The 19971-nt window shown below is 62.6% G+C and carries 14 protein-coding genes; 10 read left to right on the top strand and 4 right to left on the bottom strand.

Features of this window, described 5'->3' with window-relative positions:
• Positions 1–126 precede the first annotated feature (126 nt).
• Together ACW5XC_RS02705 and puuR are read right to left on the bottom strand one after the other, a co-directional pair.
• Positions 127–1404, bottom strand: coding sequence for an NAD(P)/FAD-dependent oxidoreductase (locus ACW5XC_RS02705; RefSeq protein ID WP_042052678.1), 1278 nt, complete (start codon positions 1402–1404; stop codon positions 127–129).
• 45 nt (positions 1405–1449) lie between these two features.
• On the bottom strand, positions 1450–2052 hold the full coding sequence (gene puuR, locus ACW5XC_RS02700) for an HTH-type transcriptional regulator PuuR (RefSeq protein ID WP_042052677.1): 603 nt from the start codon (positions 2050–2052) through the stop codon (positions 1450–1452).
• Between the two features lie 416 nt (positions 2053–2468).
• Here puuR and ACW5XC_RS02695 point away from each other — a divergent pair, with 416 nt between their 5' ends.
• From ACW5XC_RS02695 to ACW5XC_RS02665, 7 genes are all read left to right on the top strand, one after another.
• A complete protein-coding gene (locus ACW5XC_RS02695) occupies positions 2469–3932 on the top strand; it encodes an NAD-dependent succinate-semialdehyde dehydrogenase (protein WP_042052675.1) in 1464 nt (487 codons plus the stop codon).
• Positions 3933–4056: 124 nt separating this feature from the next.
• On the top strand, positions 4057–5346 hold the full coding sequence (gabT, locus tag ACW5XC_RS02690) for a 4-aminobutyrate--2-oxoglutarate transaminase (protein ID WP_042052673.1): 1290 nt from the start codon (positions 4057–4059) through the stop codon (positions 5344–5346).
• Between the two features lie 366 nt (positions 5347–5712).
• On the top strand, positions 5713–7062 hold the full coding sequence (locus ACW5XC_RS02685; protein ID WP_005359067.1) for an APC family permease: 1350 nt from the start codon (positions 5713–5715) through the stop codon (positions 7060–7062).
• Positions 7063–7726: 664 nt separating this feature from the next.
• A complete protein-coding gene (locus ACW5XC_RS02680; protein WP_005338239.1) occupies positions 7727–7867 on the top strand; it encodes a hypothetical protein in 141 nt (46 codons plus the stop codon).
• Complete coding sequence (locus tag ACW5XC_RS02675; RefSeq protein WP_021230506.1) at positions 7867–9213, top strand: APC family permease; 1347 nt, start codon at positions 7867–7869, stop codon at positions 9211–9213. Before ACW5XC_RS02680 ends, ACW5XC_RS02675 begins: the two co-directional genes overlap by 1 nt.
• Before the next feature lie 313 nt (positions 9214–9526).
• A complete protein-coding gene (locus tag ACW5XC_RS02670; RefSeq protein ID WP_042052672.1) occupies positions 9527–10675 on the top strand; it encodes a sodium:phosphate symporter in 1149 nt (382 codons plus the stop codon).
• Positions 10676–10849: 174 nt separating this feature from the next.
• Positions 10850–11320 (top strand): FKBP-type peptidyl-prolyl cis-trans isomerase, encoded by a 471-nt coding sequence (locus tag ACW5XC_RS02665; RefSeq protein ID WP_005338245.1) that lies wholly within the window; start codon positions 10850–10852, stop codon positions 11318–11320.
• A gap of 65 nt (positions 11321–11385) precedes the next feature.
• Here ACW5XC_RS02665 and ggt read toward each other — a convergent pair whose 3' ends face one another.
• Both ggt and rdgC read right to left on the bottom strand, forming a co-directional pair.
• A complete protein-coding gene (gene ggt, locus ACW5XC_RS02660; protein WP_042052670.1) occupies positions 11386–13167 on the bottom strand; it encodes a gamma-glutamyltransferase in 1782 nt (593 codons plus the stop codon).
• A 177-nt stretch (positions 13168–13344) separates the two neighbouring features.
• Entirely contained in the window at positions 13345–14256 is a 912-nt protein-coding gene (gene rdgC / locus ACW5XC_RS02655) for a recombination-associated protein RdgC (RefSeq protein WP_033113354.1), read from the bottom strand.
• Positions 14257–14436: 180 nt separating this feature from the next.
• Between rdgC and ACW5XC_RS02650 the strand changes: the two genes are divergently transcribed.
• From ACW5XC_RS02650 to ACW5XC_RS02640, 3 genes are all read left to right on the top strand, one after another.
• Positions 14437–14865 (top strand): GNAT family N-acetyltransferase, encoded by a 429-nt coding sequence (locus ACW5XC_RS02650; RefSeq protein WP_041208255.1) that lies wholly within the window; start codon positions 14437–14439, stop codon positions 14863–14865.
• A 103-nt stretch (positions 14866–14968) separates the two neighbouring features.
• The gene (locus ACW5XC_RS02645; RefSeq protein WP_042052669.1) at positions 14969–16195 is read left to right on the top strand and encodes an exonuclease SbcCD subunit D C-terminal domain-containing protein; all 1227 of its coding nucleotides are present in this window, start codon (positions 14969–14971) and stop codon (positions 16193–16195) included.
• On the top strand, positions 16192–19944 hold the full coding sequence (locus ACW5XC_RS02640; RefSeq protein ID WP_042052668.1) for an AAA family ATPase: 3753 nt from the start codon (positions 16192–16194) through the stop codon (positions 19942–19944). Before ACW5XC_RS02645 ends, ACW5XC_RS02640 begins: the two co-directional genes overlap by 4 nt.
• Positions 19945–19971 lie beyond the last annotated feature (27 nt).

Below are 19971 nucleotides of genomic sequence, written 5' to 3'. Positions count from 1 at the left end.
CAGCGCGCTGCTGCTTGATAAACAACAAGGCCACCCTCGCGGTGGCCTTGTTGTTTCCGGTATTGGTGCTGGCGTCAGCGTTATCTAAGCGGCACCCACCAGCCCACATTTCTCGCTGGGTAGCTCTTATACCCCCAAGCGGTCGCGCAGGGTGTACCAGGCGGCGCCCGCAGCGGTGAAGGGGATGCGGAACAGGCGGCCACCCGGGAAGGGGTAGTGCGGCAGTTTGGCAAAGGCATCGAAGCGCTCGGCCTGACCGCTCAGCACCTCGGAGAGCAGCTTGCCCGCCAGATGGGTACAGGTGACACCGTGGCCGCTGTAGCCCTGCATGTAGTAGATGTTGGGGCCGATGCGACCAAACTGCGGCAGCCGCGACAGGGTGAGCAGGAAATTGCCGGTCCAGGTGTACTCCACTTTGACGTCGGCCAGTTGCGGGAAGGTTTTCAGCATCTTGGGGATGATCAGCCGCTCGATATCCGCCGGATCTCGCGCGCCATAGACCACGCCACCGCCATAGAGCAGCCGGTGATCGCCGGAGGTACGGTAGTAGTCGAGCAGATAGTTGCAATCCTCCAGACAGTAGTTTTGCGGCAAGAGTGAACGGGCCCGCTCCTCTCCCAGCACTTCGGTGGCGATCACCTGGGTGCCACAGGGCATGCTCTTGCTGGCCAGTTCCGGCACCAGATTGCCGAGGTAGGCATTGCCCGCCACCACGATAAAGCGTGCCTTCACCGCCCCCTTGGCGGTCTTGACCAGCGCTGGCTGGCCCGGAGTAATGCTGGTGACGGCGGACTGCTCGAAGATCTGCCCCCCCTGGATGCGGATCGCTTCCGCCTCCCCCAGCGCCAGATTGAGAGGGTGAATATGGCCGCCGCTCTTGTCGAGCAGGGCGCCGACGTAGCGATCGCTCGCGACCACCTCGCGCACCCCCTTGGCATCGAGCAGCTCCAGCTTGTCGTTACCCCACTTCTGCCAGCGGGCGTATTGGGATTTGAGCTCGTGGAACTGTTTTTCGGTCTCGGCGGCAAAGACCCCCCCCTCCTGCAGATCGCACTGGATGTTATAGCGCTTGATCCGCTCACGGATGATCTGGCCCCCCTCAAACAGCATGGAACCGAGCAGCCTGGCCTGATCCGGCGGGCAGTTCGCTTCTATGGTGTCGATGTCGCGGCTGTAGGAGTTGACGATCTGGCCGCCGTTGCGGCCGCTGGCGCCAAAGCCGACCCGGGCAGCCTCCAGTACCACCACCCTGTAGCCCTTCTCCACCAGATGCAGGGCGCTGGAGAGGCCGGTATAGCCCGCCCCGATGACGCAGACATCGCACTCCAGCTGCTCGGTCAATGTCGGGTAGGGCGCGTGTTTATTGGCGCTGGCTGCGTAGTAACTGTTTACATGTTCGGTCATGATCCCTGTTTCCTTACCGGTTCGGTTGCCAAACTACTATCAGGATTAAAAGCTCGCCGGGGTGTGGGCGCTGACGATGCGACAGGTCTGCCCCGACGGATTGCTGAAGCTGTGGGGCTCGCCGGTGTCGATCACATAGCTGTCGCCCGCCTCCAGCGGATAACTCTGGCCCGCCACCGTCAGGATCACCGACCCCTCCAGCACGGTGCCGACCTCCTCCCCCTGATGGGTCACCTGACCGCCGGTGTCGGTGCCGGGGGGATAGGTCTCCAGCATAAAGCCGAGCTGGCGGCGGTTGTTGCCGTTGTGCACCAGCTTGAGGGAGACCCCCTGACTGCCCAGCTCGATCAGCTGATCAGCCTTGATCACCACCTCCGGAGTGCGGCTCTCCTCCTCGGCGAAAAAGCGCGACAACGGCAGGCCATAGATGGTGAGCAGCTTTTGCAGGGAGGCGACCGAGGGGCTCACCTTGTCCTGCTCGATCATGCAGATGGCGCCATGAGTCAGGCCGCTCAACTCGGCCGCTCGTCGCTGGGAGAGCCCCAGCTGATGGCGCACCGCCGCCAACCGTTCCCCCATGGTGCGCGCCCCGGCGTCAGCCGCACCCAACGGTCGAGCCACGCTCTCCCGACTCTGTGGCCCGCTCACCGCAAGCCTCCTCTTGCTGCGCTATCTCTGCATCCTTGCATCATCAGCCTCTCCTGCTTGCGCGTGATCGCATCGGATCAGGCGCTGCCTGTTTACCCTGCTGGTTAAAATAGCCGACCAGCTTTCCCTTGCCGTTCACTATGTTACACAGCACAGCCGTTCATTATTTTGCACACCTGATTTACCATCTCCCCGTCGTTTGCCCACTTACAGCCTGCAAGCGAATGGGTAAAAGCGCGCTACACAGCCCATTTTCTAGCATGGCGCCCCCCAGCAATTCAAATATATTTAACACTTGAAAAACATTTCAGCTCAAATTATGGTCTTCCTGTGCTTATTATTTTATACGGCAGCGGCGCAGGAAGGGTCGGCTCACTCCGGCAACCAGCTGCTCTGACCCACACTCGAGGCTTCTCATGTCAGGAACAACATCCCACTCCAGCTTGATCACATCCCGCGCCTATATAGATGGACAGTGGTGCGAGGCCGCCAGCGGCCGCACCTTCGAGGTCACCAACCCCGCCAGCGGGGCCGTCATTACCCAGGTGCCCGACATGGATGCCGAGGATACCCGCCGCGCCATCGCGGCCGCCCACGCGGCGCAACCCGCCTGGGCGGCGCTGACCGCCAAGGAGCGCAGCAACAAGCTCTACGCCTGGTTTGCCGCCATCACAGCCCACAGCGACGAGCTGGCCCGCATCATGACCTGCGAGCAGGGCAAGCCGCTGGCGGAAGCCAAGGGCGAGGTGGCTTACGGCGCCAGCTTTATCCAGTGGTTCGCCGAGGAGGGCAAGCGCGCCTATGGCCGCACCATCCCGGGCTTTAGCGGCGATCGCCGGCTGGCCACCATCAAGCAGCCGGTCGGGGTAGTCGCCGCCATCACTCCGTGGAACTTCCCGATTGCCATGATCACCCGCAAGGCGGGCCCGGCGCTGGCCGCCGGTTGCACCATCGTCATCAAGCCGGCCGCCGAAACCCCGCTCTGCGCACTGGCGCTGGCGGTACTGGCCGAGCAGGCGGGCATCCCCGCCGGTGTCATCAATATCGTCACCAGTCATCAGGCGAGCGCGGTGGGCAACGAGCTGTGCAGCAATCCGGTGGTGCGCAAGCTCTCCTTCACCGGCTCTACCCGCATCGGCAAGCTGCTGATGCGCCAGTGCGCCGACACCATGAAGAAGCTGTCGCTGGAGCTGGGTGGCAACGCCCCCTTTATCGTCTTTGACGATGCCGACCTCGACGCCGCCGTGGCAGGGGCGCTCGCCTCCAAATACCGCAACGCCGGGCAGACCTGCGTCTGCGCCAACCGGATTCTGGTGCAGGCCAGCGTCTACGATGCCTTCGCCGAGAAGCTGACCGCCGCTGTCAAGGCCTTCAAGGTGGGTGATGGCATGGCGGAGGGCACCCAGATCGGCCCGCTCATCAACCCCGCCGCCGCCAGCAAGGTGGCCGAGCTGGTGCAGCAATCGGTCACCGCCGGTGCCGAAGTGTTGCTGGGGGGTGAAGCTCACCCCGCCGGTCCCCTTTTTTACCGCCCCACTATTCTGGGCAAGGTGGATAAAACCAACCCCATCCTGCAGGAGGAGATCTTCGGCCCGGTCGCCCCGCTGGTGCGCTTCGAGACGGAAGCCGAAGCCATCGCCATTGCCAACGACACCCCTTATGGCCTGGCCGCCTACTTCTATGGCCGCGATATCGCCCGGGTGTGGCGCGTCGCCGAGCAGCTGGAGTACGGCATGGTCGGCATCAACGAGGGGATCATCTCGACCGAATTGGCCCCCTTTGGCGGCATCAAGGAGTCGGGTCTGGGTCGGGAGGGGGCAGCCGAGGGGCTGGAGGAGTATCTGGAGACCAAATACCTCTGCTTTGGCTCTATCCGCTAGGGCAGCAACAGAGAGACAAGGCGCCGCCGATCTGGCCCGATGGGCTGATCGGCGGTGATGGGCGCCAAAACGCCTGCCACATTTTCAGGGAATATCGGGGGCCATGGCCCCTCAGGGAGGAAAGATGAGTCAGTCAGAATCAAACAAGGCGTGGCAAGCGCGCCGCGAAGCGGCCGTGGTCAACGGCGTCGGTACCCTGCTGCCGGTCTTTATCGACCGGGCGCAAAACGCCGAGCTGTGGGATGTGGAGGGCAACCGCTACATCGACTTTGCCTCCGGCATCGCCGTGCTCAACACCGGCCACAACCACCCCAAAGTGGTGGCGGCAGTGCGCGATCAACTGGAAAAATTCAGCCACACCTGCTTTCAGGTCACCCCCTACCCGGGCTATATCGAGCTTGCCGAGAAGCTCAACGCCCTGGTGCCCGGCCCGACCCCGAAACGCACCCTGTTTCTCTCCACCGGCGCCGAGGCGGTCGAGAACGCCATCAAGATCGCCCGCGCCCACACCGGTCGCAGCGGCACCATCGCCTTCAAGGGGGGCTTTCATGGCCGCACCATGATGGGGATGGCGCTCACCGGCAAGGTGGTGCCCTACAAGACCGGCTTTGGCCCCTTCCCGGGCGAGGTCTACCACATCCCCTTCCCCGCCGATTATCTCGGGGTGAGTGAAGAGGATGCCCTGCACGCCCTCGAGCTCTGCTTCAGCGCCGATATCGAGCCGAATCGCGTCGCCGCCATCATCATCGAGCCGGTACAGGGCGAAGGGGGCTTCTATCCCGCCTCCCCGAGCTTTATGCAGAAGCTGCGCAGCATCTGCGACCAGCACGGCATTCTGCTGATCTGCGACGAGATCCAGAGTGGTTTTTGCCGCACCGGCAAAACCTTCGCCACCGAGTATGCCGGCATCGAGCCGGACATCATGACGTTGGCCAAGAGTCTGGCGGGGGGCTTCCCTCTCTCGGCGGTGGTGGGCAAGGCGGAGATCATGAACTCTGCCAAGCCGGGGGGCCTGGGTGGCACCTATGCCGGTTCCCCCATCGCCTGCGCCGCCGCGCTGGCGGTCTTGCAGGTGATCGACGAGGAAAAACTCAACCAGAAAGCGCTGGATCAGGGTGAGCAGATCAAGGCGGGGCTGGAACGCATAGCCGAGCGTTTTGACTGCATAGGTCAAATTCGCGGCCCCGGTGCCATGGTGGCCATGGAGCTGGTGAAACGGCGTGATGCCAGCCAGCCCGATCCCGACCTTACCAAGCGACTGGTGGCCGAGGCGGGCAAACGGGGTCTTGTCCTGCTCTCATGCGGGGTGCGCGCAAATGTCATCCGTTTTCTCGCCCCCCTGACAGCCCCTGCGGCAGTGATTGACGAGGGGTTGCAACTCCTTGAAAAATCACTGGAGGCCGTGCTGGCCTGACCAGCAGGAAAGTGACCACTTACCTGTGCAAATAAATGCAATTTCGCCCCCTTTTTTTCTTGTCAAGGGGGCCCTGCAAATGCACAATGCGCCGCCACTGAATGAACCGATGTAAAACAATGGCATCGGTTCTTTTTTAGACAGTGAACACACCCATAAACGAGGCCGGATCACCCCCGGAAAAGATAGCGAGATTGGCAGCAGTCTCCCGACACCAAGTCTAGTGAGGAACAACATGGGGCATCTCAATGCTTTCCAACCGGCCATGGCCGGTGTGCGCCGCCCTGGCGCCCTTGATTCCCGGGCCTCTCTCCCGGTTTCGTTGATGGACCGTGCCACTCTGGCACTGCATGAGGAACATGCATAATGGCGGCCCAGCAGGTTGGTCTGAAAAAGACCCTCAAACTGTGGCAGGTCGTGGTTATGGGACTGGCGTACCTCACCCCCATGGCTGTGTTCGACACCTTCGGCATCGTTACCGAAATCACCGAAGGCCATGTGCCAACCGCCTACCTGTTTGCCCTCATCGGCATGCTGTTCACAGCCCTGAGCTACGGCCATCTGGTGCGCAAGTTCCCGTCAGCCGGCTCCGCCTATACCTATGCCCAGAAGGTGTTTCACCCCTATGTCGGCTTTATGGTGGGCTGGACCTCCCTGCTCGACTACATGTTTATGCCGATGATCAACATGCTGCTGGCCAAGATCTATCTGGAAGCCCTCTTCCCGAACGTAGAGCCCTGGACCTATATCTTCGGTCTGGCGGCGGTGATGACCGCCCTCAACCTGCGCGGCATCAAGCTGGTGGCCAACTTCAACAGCCTGATCGTGGTGATGCAGTTCAGCATCATCGCCATCTTCATCGGCCTGATCGCCTGGGGCGTTCACAATGGTGAAGGGCTGGGGACCGTGGCCAGCAGCCGTCCCTTCTTCTCCGAGCAGATCCAGGTGTCACCGCTGCTGATGGGGGCCTCCATCCTCTGTTTGTCGTTCCTCGGTTTTGACGCCATCAGTACCCTGTCGGAAGAGACCCCGGACGCGGATCGGGTGATCCCCCGCGCCATCGTGTTGACGGCGCTGATCGGCGGTGTGCTGTTCGTCACTACCTCCTACTTCCTGCAGCTCTACTTCCCGGACATCTCCCGCTTCCAGCATCCGGATGCGGTACTGCCGGAGATCGCCCTCTATGTCGGCGGCAAGCTGTTCCAGGCGGTGGTGCTGGTCTGCACCACAGTAGCGGTGCTGGCCTCGGGGCTCGCCTCCCACGCCGGTGTATCGCGCCTGCTCTACGTGATGGGTCGTGATCGCGCCCTGCCCGCCCGCTTCTTCGGCTACATCCATCCGAAGTGGCAGACTCCGGCGTTCAACGTGCTGCTGGTCGGCCTGCTGGCCCTCTCTGCGGTGTCGCTGGATCTGGAGATGGCGCTGGCGCTGATCAACTTTGGCGCCCTGGTGGCCTTCACCTTCGTCAATCTGGCGGTGATTGCCCACTTCTATGTGAAGCTGGGCCGCAACAAGTGTCTCAAGGACCACCTGATGTATCTGCTGCTGCCACTCTGTGGCGCTGCCTGCATCGGGGTGCTGTGGCTCAACCTCGAGCCCTCCTCCTTCGAGCTGGGGCTGATCTGGGCGGCGCTGGGGGCCATCTACCTGTTCCTGCGCCTGACTGTGTTCCGCATCCCGCTGCATACCGCCGACAAGGTGGAGATCGCCCAGTAACCGCTGGCGCCCCTCCCCCCGATAGCGAACAAGGAGCCTGCGGGCTCCTTGTTGTTTTTGCGGCGCGCTGATTGCCAGCAGCACGGGTTGCCAGAAATACGGTTTCTGCAGGAAGTGTGACTGATTTCAAATAACTACCCAGCCGGACTGCTCCCCGGGCCATGGCCCGAGCCGCTTTGCCTTCTATCCTCAGTCATTAATGTGAATGGATATGCAGCCACTCTTTATCCACTTCAACCCCTCCCATCCCCCGCCAGCCGATCAGTTCGCTGGACTCGAACCCGGGGGGACGCCGGCAAATATGATCAGGATCAATGTTGAGGCGCTATGCACCCTGCAGCCCCGATTTGCCGATTTTTCATACGCCACGACAGGGTTCTCTTCCCCCCCGAAAAAGGGGGAGCGGCTCGGGGACGGCTGCAGGGGGCGAGTGATCACTTACCTGCCCCGTACGTATGCAAAAAAATGCGTTAATCCGCCCTTTTTTGCTTGTCAAGGGGGCTGACCGAATGCACAATACGCCGCCAATAAAGGACCGATGTTCACTGCGACATCGGTTTTTGTATTTTTGAAGTGCAGTACAAACCCACCACAAGAGGCCGGAACGTTTCCGGAAGTGATATTCGAGATTGCCAAACAATCTCCCGACGTTGAGAGGATAACAATGGGGCGTTTTAATGCTTTCCTGCCGGTACAGCCCGGTATGCGCCTCCCCGGCGCCCTTGATGTACAGGCTTGCGAATCCATCGTATCCCTGCGCTCGTTGCAAGCACGTGCTGCGGCACTGATTGAGGAGAAAGCGTAATGGCATCGCAAAACGCCAAGCTGCTCAAGACCCTTACCCTGACACAAGTGATTGTGATGGGTCTGGCCTATCTGACCCCCATGGCTGTCTTCGACACCTTCGCCATCGTCGGTGACATCACCGATGGCCGGGTCGCCACCGCCTATCTGCTGGCTCTGGGTGGCATCCTGCTCACCGCTTTCAGCTACGGCCATCTGGTACGCAAGTTCCCCTCTGCGGGCTCTGCCTATACCTATGCCCAGAAGGTGTTCAACCCCTACGTCGGTTTCATGGTCGGCTGGTCATCCCTGCTCGACTACATGTTCATGCCGATGATCAACATCCTGCTGGCCAAGATCTACCTGACCGCCATGTTCCCGGGCGTTGAGCCCTGGGTGTTCATCTTCGGTCTGGTGACCGTGATGACCTTCCTGAACCTGCGCGGCATCAACCTGGTAGCCAACTTCAACGGTCTGATCGTGGTGATCCAGCTGGCCATCATCACCCTCTTTATCGGCCTGATGGCGTGGGGCATCTACCACGGCGAAGGGGCTGGCACCCTGATGAGCAGCCGTCCGTTCCACTTCGAGTCTGCACAGCTGGTACCGCTCTTCACCGGTGCGACCATTCTCTGCTTCTCGTTCCTGGGCTTTGACGGTCTGAGTTCCCTCTCCGAAGAGACTCCGAACGCTGGCAAGGTGATCCCCAAGGCGATCGTGCTGACGGCCCTTATCGGCGGCATCATCTTCGTGGTGGTCTCTTACTGCCTGCAGCTCTACTTCCCGAGCCTCGCCCGCTTCCAGCATCCGGATGCGGTACTGCCGGAGATCGCCCTCTACGTTGGCGGCACCTTCTTCCAGTCCGTGGTGCTGGTCTGCACCACGGTCGCGGTACTGGCCTCCGGCATGGCGGCTCACGCCGGTGTGTCGCGCATCCTCTACGTGATGGGGCGTGACCGCATGATCCCGGAGCGGGTGTTTGGCTACATCCACCCGAAATACCGCACCCCGGCCATCAACGTGCTGATGGTGGGCGGTCTGGCCCTCTCCGCCGTGTCGTTTGATCTGGATACCGCGCTGGCGCTGGTCAACTTCGGCGCACTGGTGGCGTTCAGCTTCGTCAACCTGTCGGTGATCGGTCAGTTCTGGGTACGCGAGAAGCGCAACAAGACCCTCAAGGATCACGTCATCTACCTGCTGATGCCGCTGCTCGGCGCCGCCACCATCGGTGCTCTGTGGATCAACCTGGAGCAGAGCTCGCTGGAGCTGGGCCTGATCTGGGCGGGCCTCGGCGCAACCTATCTGTTCCTGCGTCTGGCGGTGTTCCGCATCCCGTTCCGTCAGTACGAAGAGGCGGCTGACGCCTGATCCTTTGCGGATAACGGATAGACAGAAGGGGAGCCATGGCTCCCCTTCTTGCTATTTGACGGGCTGAAAATGGGGCTCGACTATTGCCACTCTGGCGCAGCCTACCCGTAGTGGTCGGCAAGAAACAGACCGGACGGATGGCGCCACCAGCCATATTTCTCGCCATCCCCATCATCTATTGGCGAGCAAACCACCAACGCAAGTCATAAAACCATCATAAAAGTGTCACCTTGTCATATTTCTGTCATTAACCACTGATTAAATGCGCGGGTCATCAACAACCCAAGACGGAACGACCGTCTCAAGAGGCTTTATGCAACACCATCACTCCTTGTCACAGCCGCCCGCGACCCGCGCCCTGTTCAACTGGATGAGTGTCATCGTACTGGTCTACCTGATCCTGGTTGCCGTGGGCGCCATCTCCCACGGCTTCAAAGATTTCTCCGGCGGCGCCGAGGGCGCAGCCCAGATCTTCGCCTTTGCCAACAACCCCTTTGTAGCCCTGCTGCTGGGTATTCTCGCTACCGCGCTGGTGCAATCCTCCAGCACCGTCACCTCGGTGATCGTCGGTCTGGTGGCTGGCGGCCTGCCCATCAGCATGGCCATCCCCATGGTGATGGGTGCCAACCTCGGCACCACCATCACCAACACCATCGTCTCCATGGGCCATGTGCGGGATCGCGCCGAGTTCCGCCGCGCCTTCGCCGCCGCCACCGTGCACGACTTTTTCAACCTGCTGGCGGTGTTCATCTTCCTGCCGCTGGAACTGATGTTCGGTCTGCTGCAACACAGCGCCGAGTGGCTGGCCAACCTGCTGGTAGGCTCCGCCAACATGTCGATGAAGGGCATGGATTTCATGAAGCCGCTGACCGCACCGGCCCAGCAGCTGATTGACAGCGCCGTTGCCTTCCTGCCGGGCAAGGGTGCCGCCATCGCGACCATCATCATCGGTATCCTGCTGATCCTCGCTTGCGTCACTTATCTCGGCAAAGTGCTGCAACAGGTACTGGTTGGCCGCGCCAAAGAGGTGCTGCACAAGGCGCTGGGCCGTGGCCCGCTGACCGGCATCACCTCCGGTGCGCTGGTGACCATCATGGTGCAGTCCTCCTCCACCACCACCAGCCTGATGATCCCGCTGGCCGGCGGCGGTGTGTTCAGCACCCGTCAGCTCTACCCCTTCACCCTGGGGGCCAATATCGGGACCACCATCACCGCCCTGCTGGCTGCCACCGCCATCAGTGGAGCCGGTGCCCAGCTGGCCCTGACCATCGCGCTGGTCCACGTGCTGTTCAACCTCTTTGCCGTGGTCATCATCTATGGCATCCCCTTCCTGCGCGACCTGCCGGTACGCGCCGCCGAGGGGCTGGCACGGGTCGGCAGCGAGAACAAGCTGCTGGCTCTGGGTTATGTGGCGGGTCTCTTCTTCGCCCTGCCCGCCCTGATGATGGTGGCCGCCAAGTAAGCGCCGCCGCCATGACGAGGGGCGAGTCACCGACTCGCCCCTTTTTGCGTCTGCGTCTCCGAGCTTTGCCTGCCCGCTCACATCCTCCCGCCCTGTGGCTCGCCATCAGGGGCGGTGCGCGATAAGATGGCGTCCTCATTGCACTTTTTACATTTCATGGAACAGGAAAAACCGATGAAATTCATACTGATCGCACTGCTCATCGCCGGTGTGGCCTACTACTTCTACTCCAGCAGCAACAACAAGAAGCTGGCGGCCGACAACGTGCGAATTGGCGCCGAGTTCCTCGCCAGCAACAAGGACAAACCGCTGGTGACCACCACCGCCTCCGGCCTGCAGTACGAAGTGCTGACCCCGGGCACTGGCACCGTTCACCCCACCGCCACCAGCAAGGTGAAGGTGCATTACGAGGGCAAGCTGCTGGACGGCACCGTCTTTGACAGCTCGGTTGCCCGTGGCGAGCCCATCGAATTTGGCCTCAATCAAGTGATCGCTGGCTGGACCGAAGGGGTGCAGCTGATGGTGGAAGGTGAGAAGACCCGTTTCTACATCCCTGCCAACCTCGCCTACGGCGACCGCGCCGCTGGCAAAATCCCGCCGGGATCAGTCCTGATCTTTGATGTGGAGCTGCTGGGTATCCAGTAACTCGCTCTGCCATGCACCATCAGCAACAAGGCCAGCATCATGCTGGCCTTGTTGCTATGGGAACCTCACTCCCCCTTGGCGATCCCTTCCCGGCGCGGATCCGCTGCGCCAAACCAGCCGCCAGCGTTGCGCTCAACCCCCTGCAGGCCGGAGGTCTGCTCGTTCAATACCACTTCGTGTCCCTTCGCCTTCAATCCCTCGACCACCGACATGGGGGTGCGTCCCGCTTCCAACTCGGTGGGGCCGTTGCGGCTGCCAAAGTTGGGCAGGTTGATAGCCTGTTGCAGGTTCAGGCCCCAATCCTGGGTGCCGAGCAGGGTCTTACCCACGTAGTTGATGATGGCGGAGCCCCCCGGCGAGCCCAGCGTCATGGTCAGCTCGCCACTTGGCTTGTCAAACACCAGCAGGGGTGACATGGAGGAGCGGGGCCGCTTGCCCGGCTCCACCCGGTTTGCCACCGGCAGACCGGCGGCATCCACCGAGGTGAAGGAAAAATCGGTGAGCTGGTTGTTGAGCAGGTAGCCGTTGACCATCTGGCGCGATCCGAAACCATCCTCGATGGAGCTGGTCATGGAGATGGCCATCCCCGCCTTGTCGACAATCGAGACATGGCTGGTAGAGGGGAGTTCGGGGGTCGCATCCTTGCCGCGCGCCAGCGCCAGCGGCGGCGTACCGGGCTTGGCAATCCCCATGGAGTGCTGACCGACAAGTTTGCCGCGCTCGGCCAGATAGCCCTTGTCCAGCAGCCCCTTCACCGGCACGCTGACAAAATCGCTGTCGGCGACGTACTGGTTGCGATCGGCAAAGGCCAGACGCGCCGCTTCACTGTAGAGGTGGATGGCCTCGCTGGAGGCAGCCAGTTCCCCCTCCTTCGTGGTGATCGGCTTGAGGGTCGCCATATCGCGGCTCTCCAGCATGCCGAAGATCTGGCCGAGTGCCAGGGTGCCGGATGAGGGAGTGGGGAAACCGCAGATCTTGTTCTGGCGATAGTCAAAGCAGAGGCCATCACGCACTTTGGCCTGATAGCTGGCCAGATCGGTGGCCGCCAGTACCCCGGGATTGGTGGGATGCTGGCGAACCTTGGCCACCATGGCATCCGCCAGCGCCCCCCGATAGAAGGCATCCGCCCCCTCTGTGGCCAGAGTGCGCAGCACCCTGGCCAGCGCCGGGTTGGTCAGCAGGGTACCCGCCGTTTTGGGGCTGCCATCCGCCTGATAGAAGTAGGCACGCGCCTGCGGATCCCGTGCCAGATAGGGATCCTTGGCCAGCAATGTGGCCAGCCGTGGACTTATCACAAATCCTTGTTCTGCCAGCGTGATGGCGGGCTGGAACAGCACAGCCCAGGGCAGCTTGCCATAACGCTGATGGGCCAGTGCCAGAGCGCGCAGGGTACCGGGAACACCGACCGAGCGGCCCCCGACCACACCGTCATAAAACGCCAGCGGCTTGCCATCTTGAATAAACAGCTGGTCGGTGGCGGCGGCCGGTGCCGTCTCGCGGCCATCCACTGCACTCACCTTGCGGCCATCCCACACCAGCAGCAGCGTCCCGCCACCGATCCCGGAGGATTGCGGCTCCACCAGCGTCAATACCAGCTGCACCGCAATGGCTGCATCGACGGCACTGCCACCGGCCTTGATGATTTGGTAGCCCGCATCCACCGCCAGCGGGTTGGCGGCCGCCACCATGAAGTCATGGCCCTGCCAGCCCTGCTTGTCGATCCAGCCACTGGCTGCTTCGGGTGCGATCAGGGTCTGGGCTGGCGGGGTGTAGTGAAAGCCGTTGTCACTGGCACAACCGGCCAGCAGGGCAAGGGCGACAACCAGCCCCAGAGGTTTGCGCAACATGACACTCTCCTTGTCTGTTTTATGACCATGAAGAGGGACTATGTCACGATTGGCGCTGACAGCTCAAGTTATTGAACAAGATCAATATCTTACTCATCTATCAATAATGGCTATCCGTAACAGATATAAAAAAACCGCCCGAAGGCGGTTTTTTTCGATCAGGTAGAGCCAGTTCGCTTAGATGGACTGCTCTTCGCCACCCAGGGCGGCAAACAGCGCCGGGATAAACTGGGATAGCTCGGCGGTGACCAGCGCGAAGTCGGCATCCAGACGGGCGGCCGGATCTTCGCTGGTCACGTCGTCATTCTGCTCGCGCAGCTCTTCACTGAACTTCAGGCGCTTGATGGAGAGATCATCCCCCAGCACGAAGCTGACGGTCTCGCCCCAGTTGAGGGCCAGCTTGGTCACCAGCTTGTCGTTGGCCAGATGGTTCTTGATCTCGTCGGTCATCAGATCCTGCTGCTTGCAGCGGATGATGCCGCCGTGCTCCATGGCACTGCGCAGCTCGGCTTCATCTTCCAGAGTGAAGGAGGCAGGCAGGTTGCCCTCGTTCAGCCACTCGGTCATGGTGATTTCGGGCGGGTTCTTGAGGGCCACCGGCACCACCGGCAGGGAGCCGATGGATTTGCGCAACAGTGCCAGCAGGTCGTCCGCCTTCTTGGCTGAGCCCGCATCCACCACCATCAGGTTGTCGGCCGGATTGATCCAGGCGAAGGTCTGGCTGGTACGGCTGAAGGCACGCGGCAGCAGGGTGTGGAGGATCTCCTCTTTCAGCGCTTCCTTCTCTTTCTTCTTGAGGGCGCGGCCCTGCTCGAACTCGATCGCCTCTACCTTCTCCGCCAGCATCTCCTTGACCACGGTACCGGGCAGCATCTTCTCCTCCTTGCGGGCGCAGATGAGGATGTGGCCGGAGGCAGAGTGGGTCAGGGTTGAGCCGAATTTGCCAAGGGGCTTGACCCACCCGAACCGGGAGATGTCCTGACTGCCGCAAGGGGTGAAGGCACAGGCCTCCAGCTGGGTTTCCAGCTGCTCAACGGTCAGGTCGAAGGGGCGGGTAAAGCGATAAATCTGCAGGTTTTTAAACCACATGGCGTCCTCGGTCTCGATAGATTGTCCGGCGGGCATTGTACTAGAGAGGCGCTTTGTGATCAGCCAATCATTCTTGCTAAATAAAGGGCGATCGACTTCACAGGGTGCCATCCCGGTTACCGGAACTGTCATCAAGTTCCCCTAGACTGCGAAGGTGAAGTTGTTAACAAGGATGAAGATATGTTGCGGCCCAGTCGCCCCGAAGACATGGACGAGATCGTCGAAATCTGGTTGCTGGCCTCCCTGCAGGCCCACGATTTCGTCGATGCCTCCTGCTGGTGGCAGGCTCAGGAGGATCTGCGCACCCGCTACCTCGATCACGCCCACATCTGGGTGTTCGAGGAGCGCGGCGACCTGCTCGGATTTATGGCGCTGGTAGACAACTACCTCGCCGCCCTCTTTGTGCGCCCCGACCGACAGGGACGCGGCGTCGGCCATGCCCTCTTGCAGGAGGCCAAGCGTCAGGGTGCGTCGCTCCACGCCAGAGTCTTCGTGGAAAACTCCCAAGCGGTGCGCTTCTACCGCCGCCACGGCTTTGTCATCGAGGCAGAGGAGTCCGATCCCCTCACCGGCCACCCCCAGTACAAGATGTGCTGCGAACCCGCATGAACTGACGGCAGCCCCCTGTTTTACTTGAAAAAAGCATGGGGCATCCTCATCTTGTCACCATCGGGTGCCACCGGCACCATCCCAGGATCCGGGTTGCTTTCTCATGAAAATCCTCCATACCGCCGACTGGCATCTTGGCCATCAACTCCATGGTCACGACCGCCGTTTTGAACACGATGCCTTCCTCGACTGGCTGACCGACACCCTCAAGGCGCGCGAGATCGACGCCCTGCTGGTAGCGGGCGATCTGTTCGATACCGCCAATCCCCCCGCCAGCGCCTGGCAGCAGCTCTACCGCTTTCTGGCACGGCTGCGCGCCGAGCTGCCTCACCTCAACATGGTGCTGATTGGCGGCAACCACGACTCCCCCTCCAAGCTGGATGCCCCCCACGAGCTGCTGCGCGCCTTTGACCTGCATCTGGTCGGCAGCATCAGCCGCGACAGTGAGGGCAAACTCGACACCGACCGTCTGCTGGTACCGCTGCAAGACCGGGAGGGCAAGATTGCCGCCTGGTGCGCCGCCGTGCCGTTCCTGCGCAGCAGCGATCTGCGGGTGGAACAGTTGGCAGAAGGACAAGACAGGCTGATCGAAGGGGTACGCCAGATCTATGCCGAGGTGCTGGCCGAAGGGCGCGCCCGCTGCGGCGAGGATCTGCCGCTCATCGCCATGGGCCACGCCTATCTGGCGGCGGGCCAACTCTCCGAGCTATCAGAGCGGCGGGTGCTCGGCGGCAACCAGCACGCCCTGCCTGCCGAACTCTTTGCCGGTGCCGACTACACGGCGCTCGGTCACCTCCATCTGGCCCAGAGCCCGGCCGAGGGGGTGTACTACAGCGGCTCGCCGCTGCCGCTTTCGCTCGCCGAAGCCAACTACAACCATCAGGTGCTGGAGGTGACGTTTGAGGGGGGCAAACTGGTCAGGCTTGAACGGATCCCGGTGCCCCGCGCGGTGGAGATGATCCGGCTGCCCCAGAGCGGTCTCGACGAGGCGCTCCAGGCCATCGAGGCACTGACGCTCCCCCCTTGTCCACAAGAAGCACAGCCCTTCCTCGAAGTGCGGTTGCTGCTGCCCAAGCCAGAGGCCCGCATCCGCGAGCGAATCCTCACTGCCATCGCCGACAAACCGGTGCGGCTGGCCCGCATCAGCACTCAGTATCAGGGCTCGGGCGAAGGGCTGGCCGATGGTCGCGAGCGGCGCAGGCTGGATGAGCTCTCCCCCACCGAAGTTTTTCGCCTCTGCTATCAGCGCCAGTTTGAGGGGGAGCCCGAAGCCGAGCTGGTCGCCTCGTTTGAAGAGATCCTTGAGCAGGTGAAGGAGTCTAACCAATGAAAATCTTGTCTCTGTCAGGTGAGAATCTGGCCAGTCTGACCGGCGCCTTCACCATCGACTTTACCAGCGGGGCACTCGGCGCCGCGGGCCTGTTTGCCATCACCGGCAATACAGGCGCCGGCAAGAGCACCCTGCTCGACGCCATTTGTCTCGCCCTCTACGACGAGATGCCGCGCTTTATCGCCAATCGCAAGAACGTGGCCGAAGTAGGCCGCATGGATGACGAGGAGAAGCTCAAGGCCAACGACGTGCGCGGCATCCTCAGTCGCGGTCACGCCAGCGGCTTTGCCGAGGTGCAGTTTCGTGGCTGTGATGGCCGCATCTGGCTGGCCCGCTGGGCGGTGCGCCGTGCACGCAACCGCGCCGAGGGGCGTTTTCAGGCACAGGAGCGCACCCTGACCGATGTGGAATCGGGGCAAGTATTCAGTGGCAGCAAGCGGGAGCTGCAGGATCGCATTGACGAGCTGGTGGGTCTCTCCTGGGAGCAGTTCCGCCGCGCGGTGATCCTGCCGCAGGGGGAGTTCGCCGCCTTTCTCAAGTCGGACGCCAACGAGCGTTCCGCCCTGCTCGAACGGATGACCGGCACCGAGCTCTACTCCGCCATCTCCATCCAGACCTATGAACGGGCGCGGGAGGAGCAGCAGAAGCTGGCCGCCATCACTCAACGCCTCGGCGACGTGGCGCTGGTGGACGAGGCGACCCGCGAGCAGTGGGTAAGCCGGCAGGTGAGCCTCGCCACCACCCTCAAGCATGAGCAGCAACAGCAGCAGCTGATGCAGGATCTGCGTGACCTCAACGGTCGCATAGCCACCCAGCAGCAAGGTTGCAGTGAGGGTGAAGCTGCGCTGGAAGCCGCCATGCAGGCCCACGGTGCCGCCGCGCCCGAGCGCGAGGAGTTTGCCCGTGCCGAACAGGCCCAGGTGGCCCGCGCCGATCACGACGAGCTGGCCCGCCTCACTCTTGAGGTGCAGCAGCAGGAGAAGGTCATCGCCGAGCTGGGGCCGGAGCTGGCCAAACTCGAGGAGCAGACCCAGCAGAGCGCCCTCACCGAACAGCAGCTGCTGGCAGAGAAGATCGCCGCCGAGCGCGAATGGGGCGCCCTGCAACCCGAACTCAAGCGGGCACAGGAGCTGGACACCCGCATTCGGGAAAAGCAGCAGCAGTTGCAGAAGATCCAGCAGGAGGGGACTCAGGAGCGGGAAGTGCAGCTCACCCTCGAGCAGGGGTGGCGCGAACAGAGTCAGCAGGTGGAACAGCTCAGGCGCCAGCACCAGCAGTGGAGCCTCTGGCTGGAAGAGAACAAGGAGCTGGCACCGGTCGCCCGCCAGTGGCAGCCCCTGCTTACCGCCATGCAGGATTGGGCCGGGGATGCCGACAAGTTGCAGCAACTGCTCACCCTGCGCGACCACAAACTGCGCGCCCTGCAGCAGTTGCAGCGCCAGCTGGAGCAGGGTCAGCAGGAGCGCGACTACTGGCAACATGAACAAGCCCGGCTGCAACAGCAACAGAACGAGTTGCAGGAGCAGCAGTGGGAGAGCCGCCTCGCCAAGGCGCAGGAGCAGTGGCAGCAGCAAACCGAACAGCTGGGTCAGCTGCGCCAATTGCTGGAACTTGCCGATTATGGCCGCAATCACGGCGAGCAGCATGGCCGTCTGCAGCAGGAGATTGCCCAGCTGGAGCAGGCGCTGGGCAAGCTCGCCACCCTTGGCGAAGAGCTGGCCCCCGCCCGCGAGCGGCTCGCCCTGCAGCGGGACGAGGCGCGCCATGCGCTGGAGCAGTCCCGCGCCATCGCCAGCTTCGAGCAGTATCGCCATATCCTGAGCGATGGCGAACCTTGCCCGCTGTGCGGTTCCGGGGAGCACCCCTACAGCCAGAGCCAGCCACAGGTGGCCGGCATTCTTGGTCAACTGGCGGAACGGGCCCGCAGTCTGGAGCTGGAGTGGGAGCGGCTCAATCATCAATACATTCAGTGCGAGAGCGAGCGTCAGGAGCTGGCCCGCCAGCTGGCGGTACGCCAGCAGCACCTGCCAGAGCTGGAAAACCGCGCCGAGCAGCTGACCCAGCGCTGGCAACAGCTGGGGGGAGATACCCTGCTCGGCCATCCGCTGCCGCTGCGCCAAAGCCCCATTGAGTGGAACGAGCTGATGAGCACACTGCTTGGCCGTGGCCAGGCGCTGGAGCTGGGGTTGGCCCAGAGCCAGCAGCAGCTGCGTCAGGCCCAGCTTGGTCAACAACAGCTGCAAGGGGTGCGTCAGCAACTGAGCCAACTGGCTGCCCAGCACCAGCAGTTTGACCAGCAGTGGCAGGAGGCCGATCGCCAGCGCATCGCGCTGGAAGGGGAAGTGAAGGGGATGGGCGAGCAGGAGGCGACCCTGCGCCAGCGCCTCGAACAGGGTGCCCACCGCCTCGACGAACAGATGGGCGGCCAACCGTGGCGCCAATGGCTCGGCAGCCAGCAGTGGCACGAGTGGCAGCGAGCCTGCGAAGCCTGGCTGCACGGCCAGAGCGAGTGGGAGCGGCTGGCCAGCGAGATCGCCAGCCTCACCCCAGCACTAAGTGCGCAGGAGGCGCGCCTGCAGACCCAGCGCGAGCTGCTGCACAAACTCGAGCGGGACTACAAGGAGCACGAACAGCAGCGTCAGGGGCTGCTCACCAGCCGTGCCGCCTGTCTGGGTGGCGAGGAGATCCCGCTGGTCGAGAGCCGCTGGCAGCAACGACTGCAACAACTCGCCAGCGAACTGGAGCTGATGCAAAGCGGCGGCCGTGCTCTGCGGGAGCGGCAGACTGAACTCAAGACCCGCCTCACCCATGTGGAGCAGGAAAAGCAGACCAGCAGCCGCCGCAAGCGGGAGGTGCTGGGGCGCTGGGCTGCCCACGCCAGCACCCTTGGCATTGCCGAGTACGACCTTCGCCGCCTGCTGGCCATCAGCCCCGATGAACTCAAGGCTCGCCGCTCTGCCCTGCAAGGGCTGGAAGATGCCCTTGGTGAAGCGCGTACCCGCCTTGCCGAGCGGCAACGGGCGCTGGCGCTGGAGGAGAGCAAGCGGGATCGCTATCGCGAGCACCATCCCGAGCTGGCCGCCCTGCCGGATGCAGAGCTGAGCGAGCAGCTGACGGCGCTCGATGCCCGTTGTCGCGCCCTTGAAGAGCAGCTGTTCGAGTGCAAGAGCAAGCTGGCACAGGCCGAAGCCGCAGCGCTCAAGGCGGGCAGCCTGCAACAGGAACTGGCCGCCCAGCAGGCGGTGGCCGACCACTGGCAGCAGCTGTGCGATCTGATCGGGCAGGCCAACGGCGCCAAGTTCCGCACCTTCGCCCAGAGCCTCACCCTCGAGCGTCTGCTGCTGGAGGCCAACGCCCAGCTCGCCGAGCTCTCGCCCCGCTACCGACTGGAGCGGGTGCCCGGCACCGATCTGGCGCTGCAGGTGGTGGATCTCGATATGGGGGACGAGGTGCGCTCGGTGGACTCTCTCTCCGGCGGCGAGAGTTTTCTGGTGTCGCTGGCGCTGGCGCTGGCCCTCTCCAGCCTCTCGTCACGCCAGACCCAGGTCGAGTCGCTGTTTATTGACGAAGGGTTCGGCACCCTCGATCCGGACAGTCTGGATCTGGCGCTCGCCAGCCTCGACTCCCTGCAGGCCGCCGGTCGCCAGATCGGGGTCATCTCCCACGTCCAGACGCTGGTAGAACGGATTGGCGTGCAGATCAGAGTCGAAGCCCTCGGCGGCGGCGAGAGCCGGGTAGTGGTCCCCTGAGTAGCATCAGCTCAATCACCAGTACCA

Source organism: Aeromonas sp. 25-AL00135, from assembly GCF_054052385.1.
The sequence above is the reverse complement of the archived record's forward strand: the minus strand, read 5'-3'. Positions and strand labels throughout refer to the sequence as shown.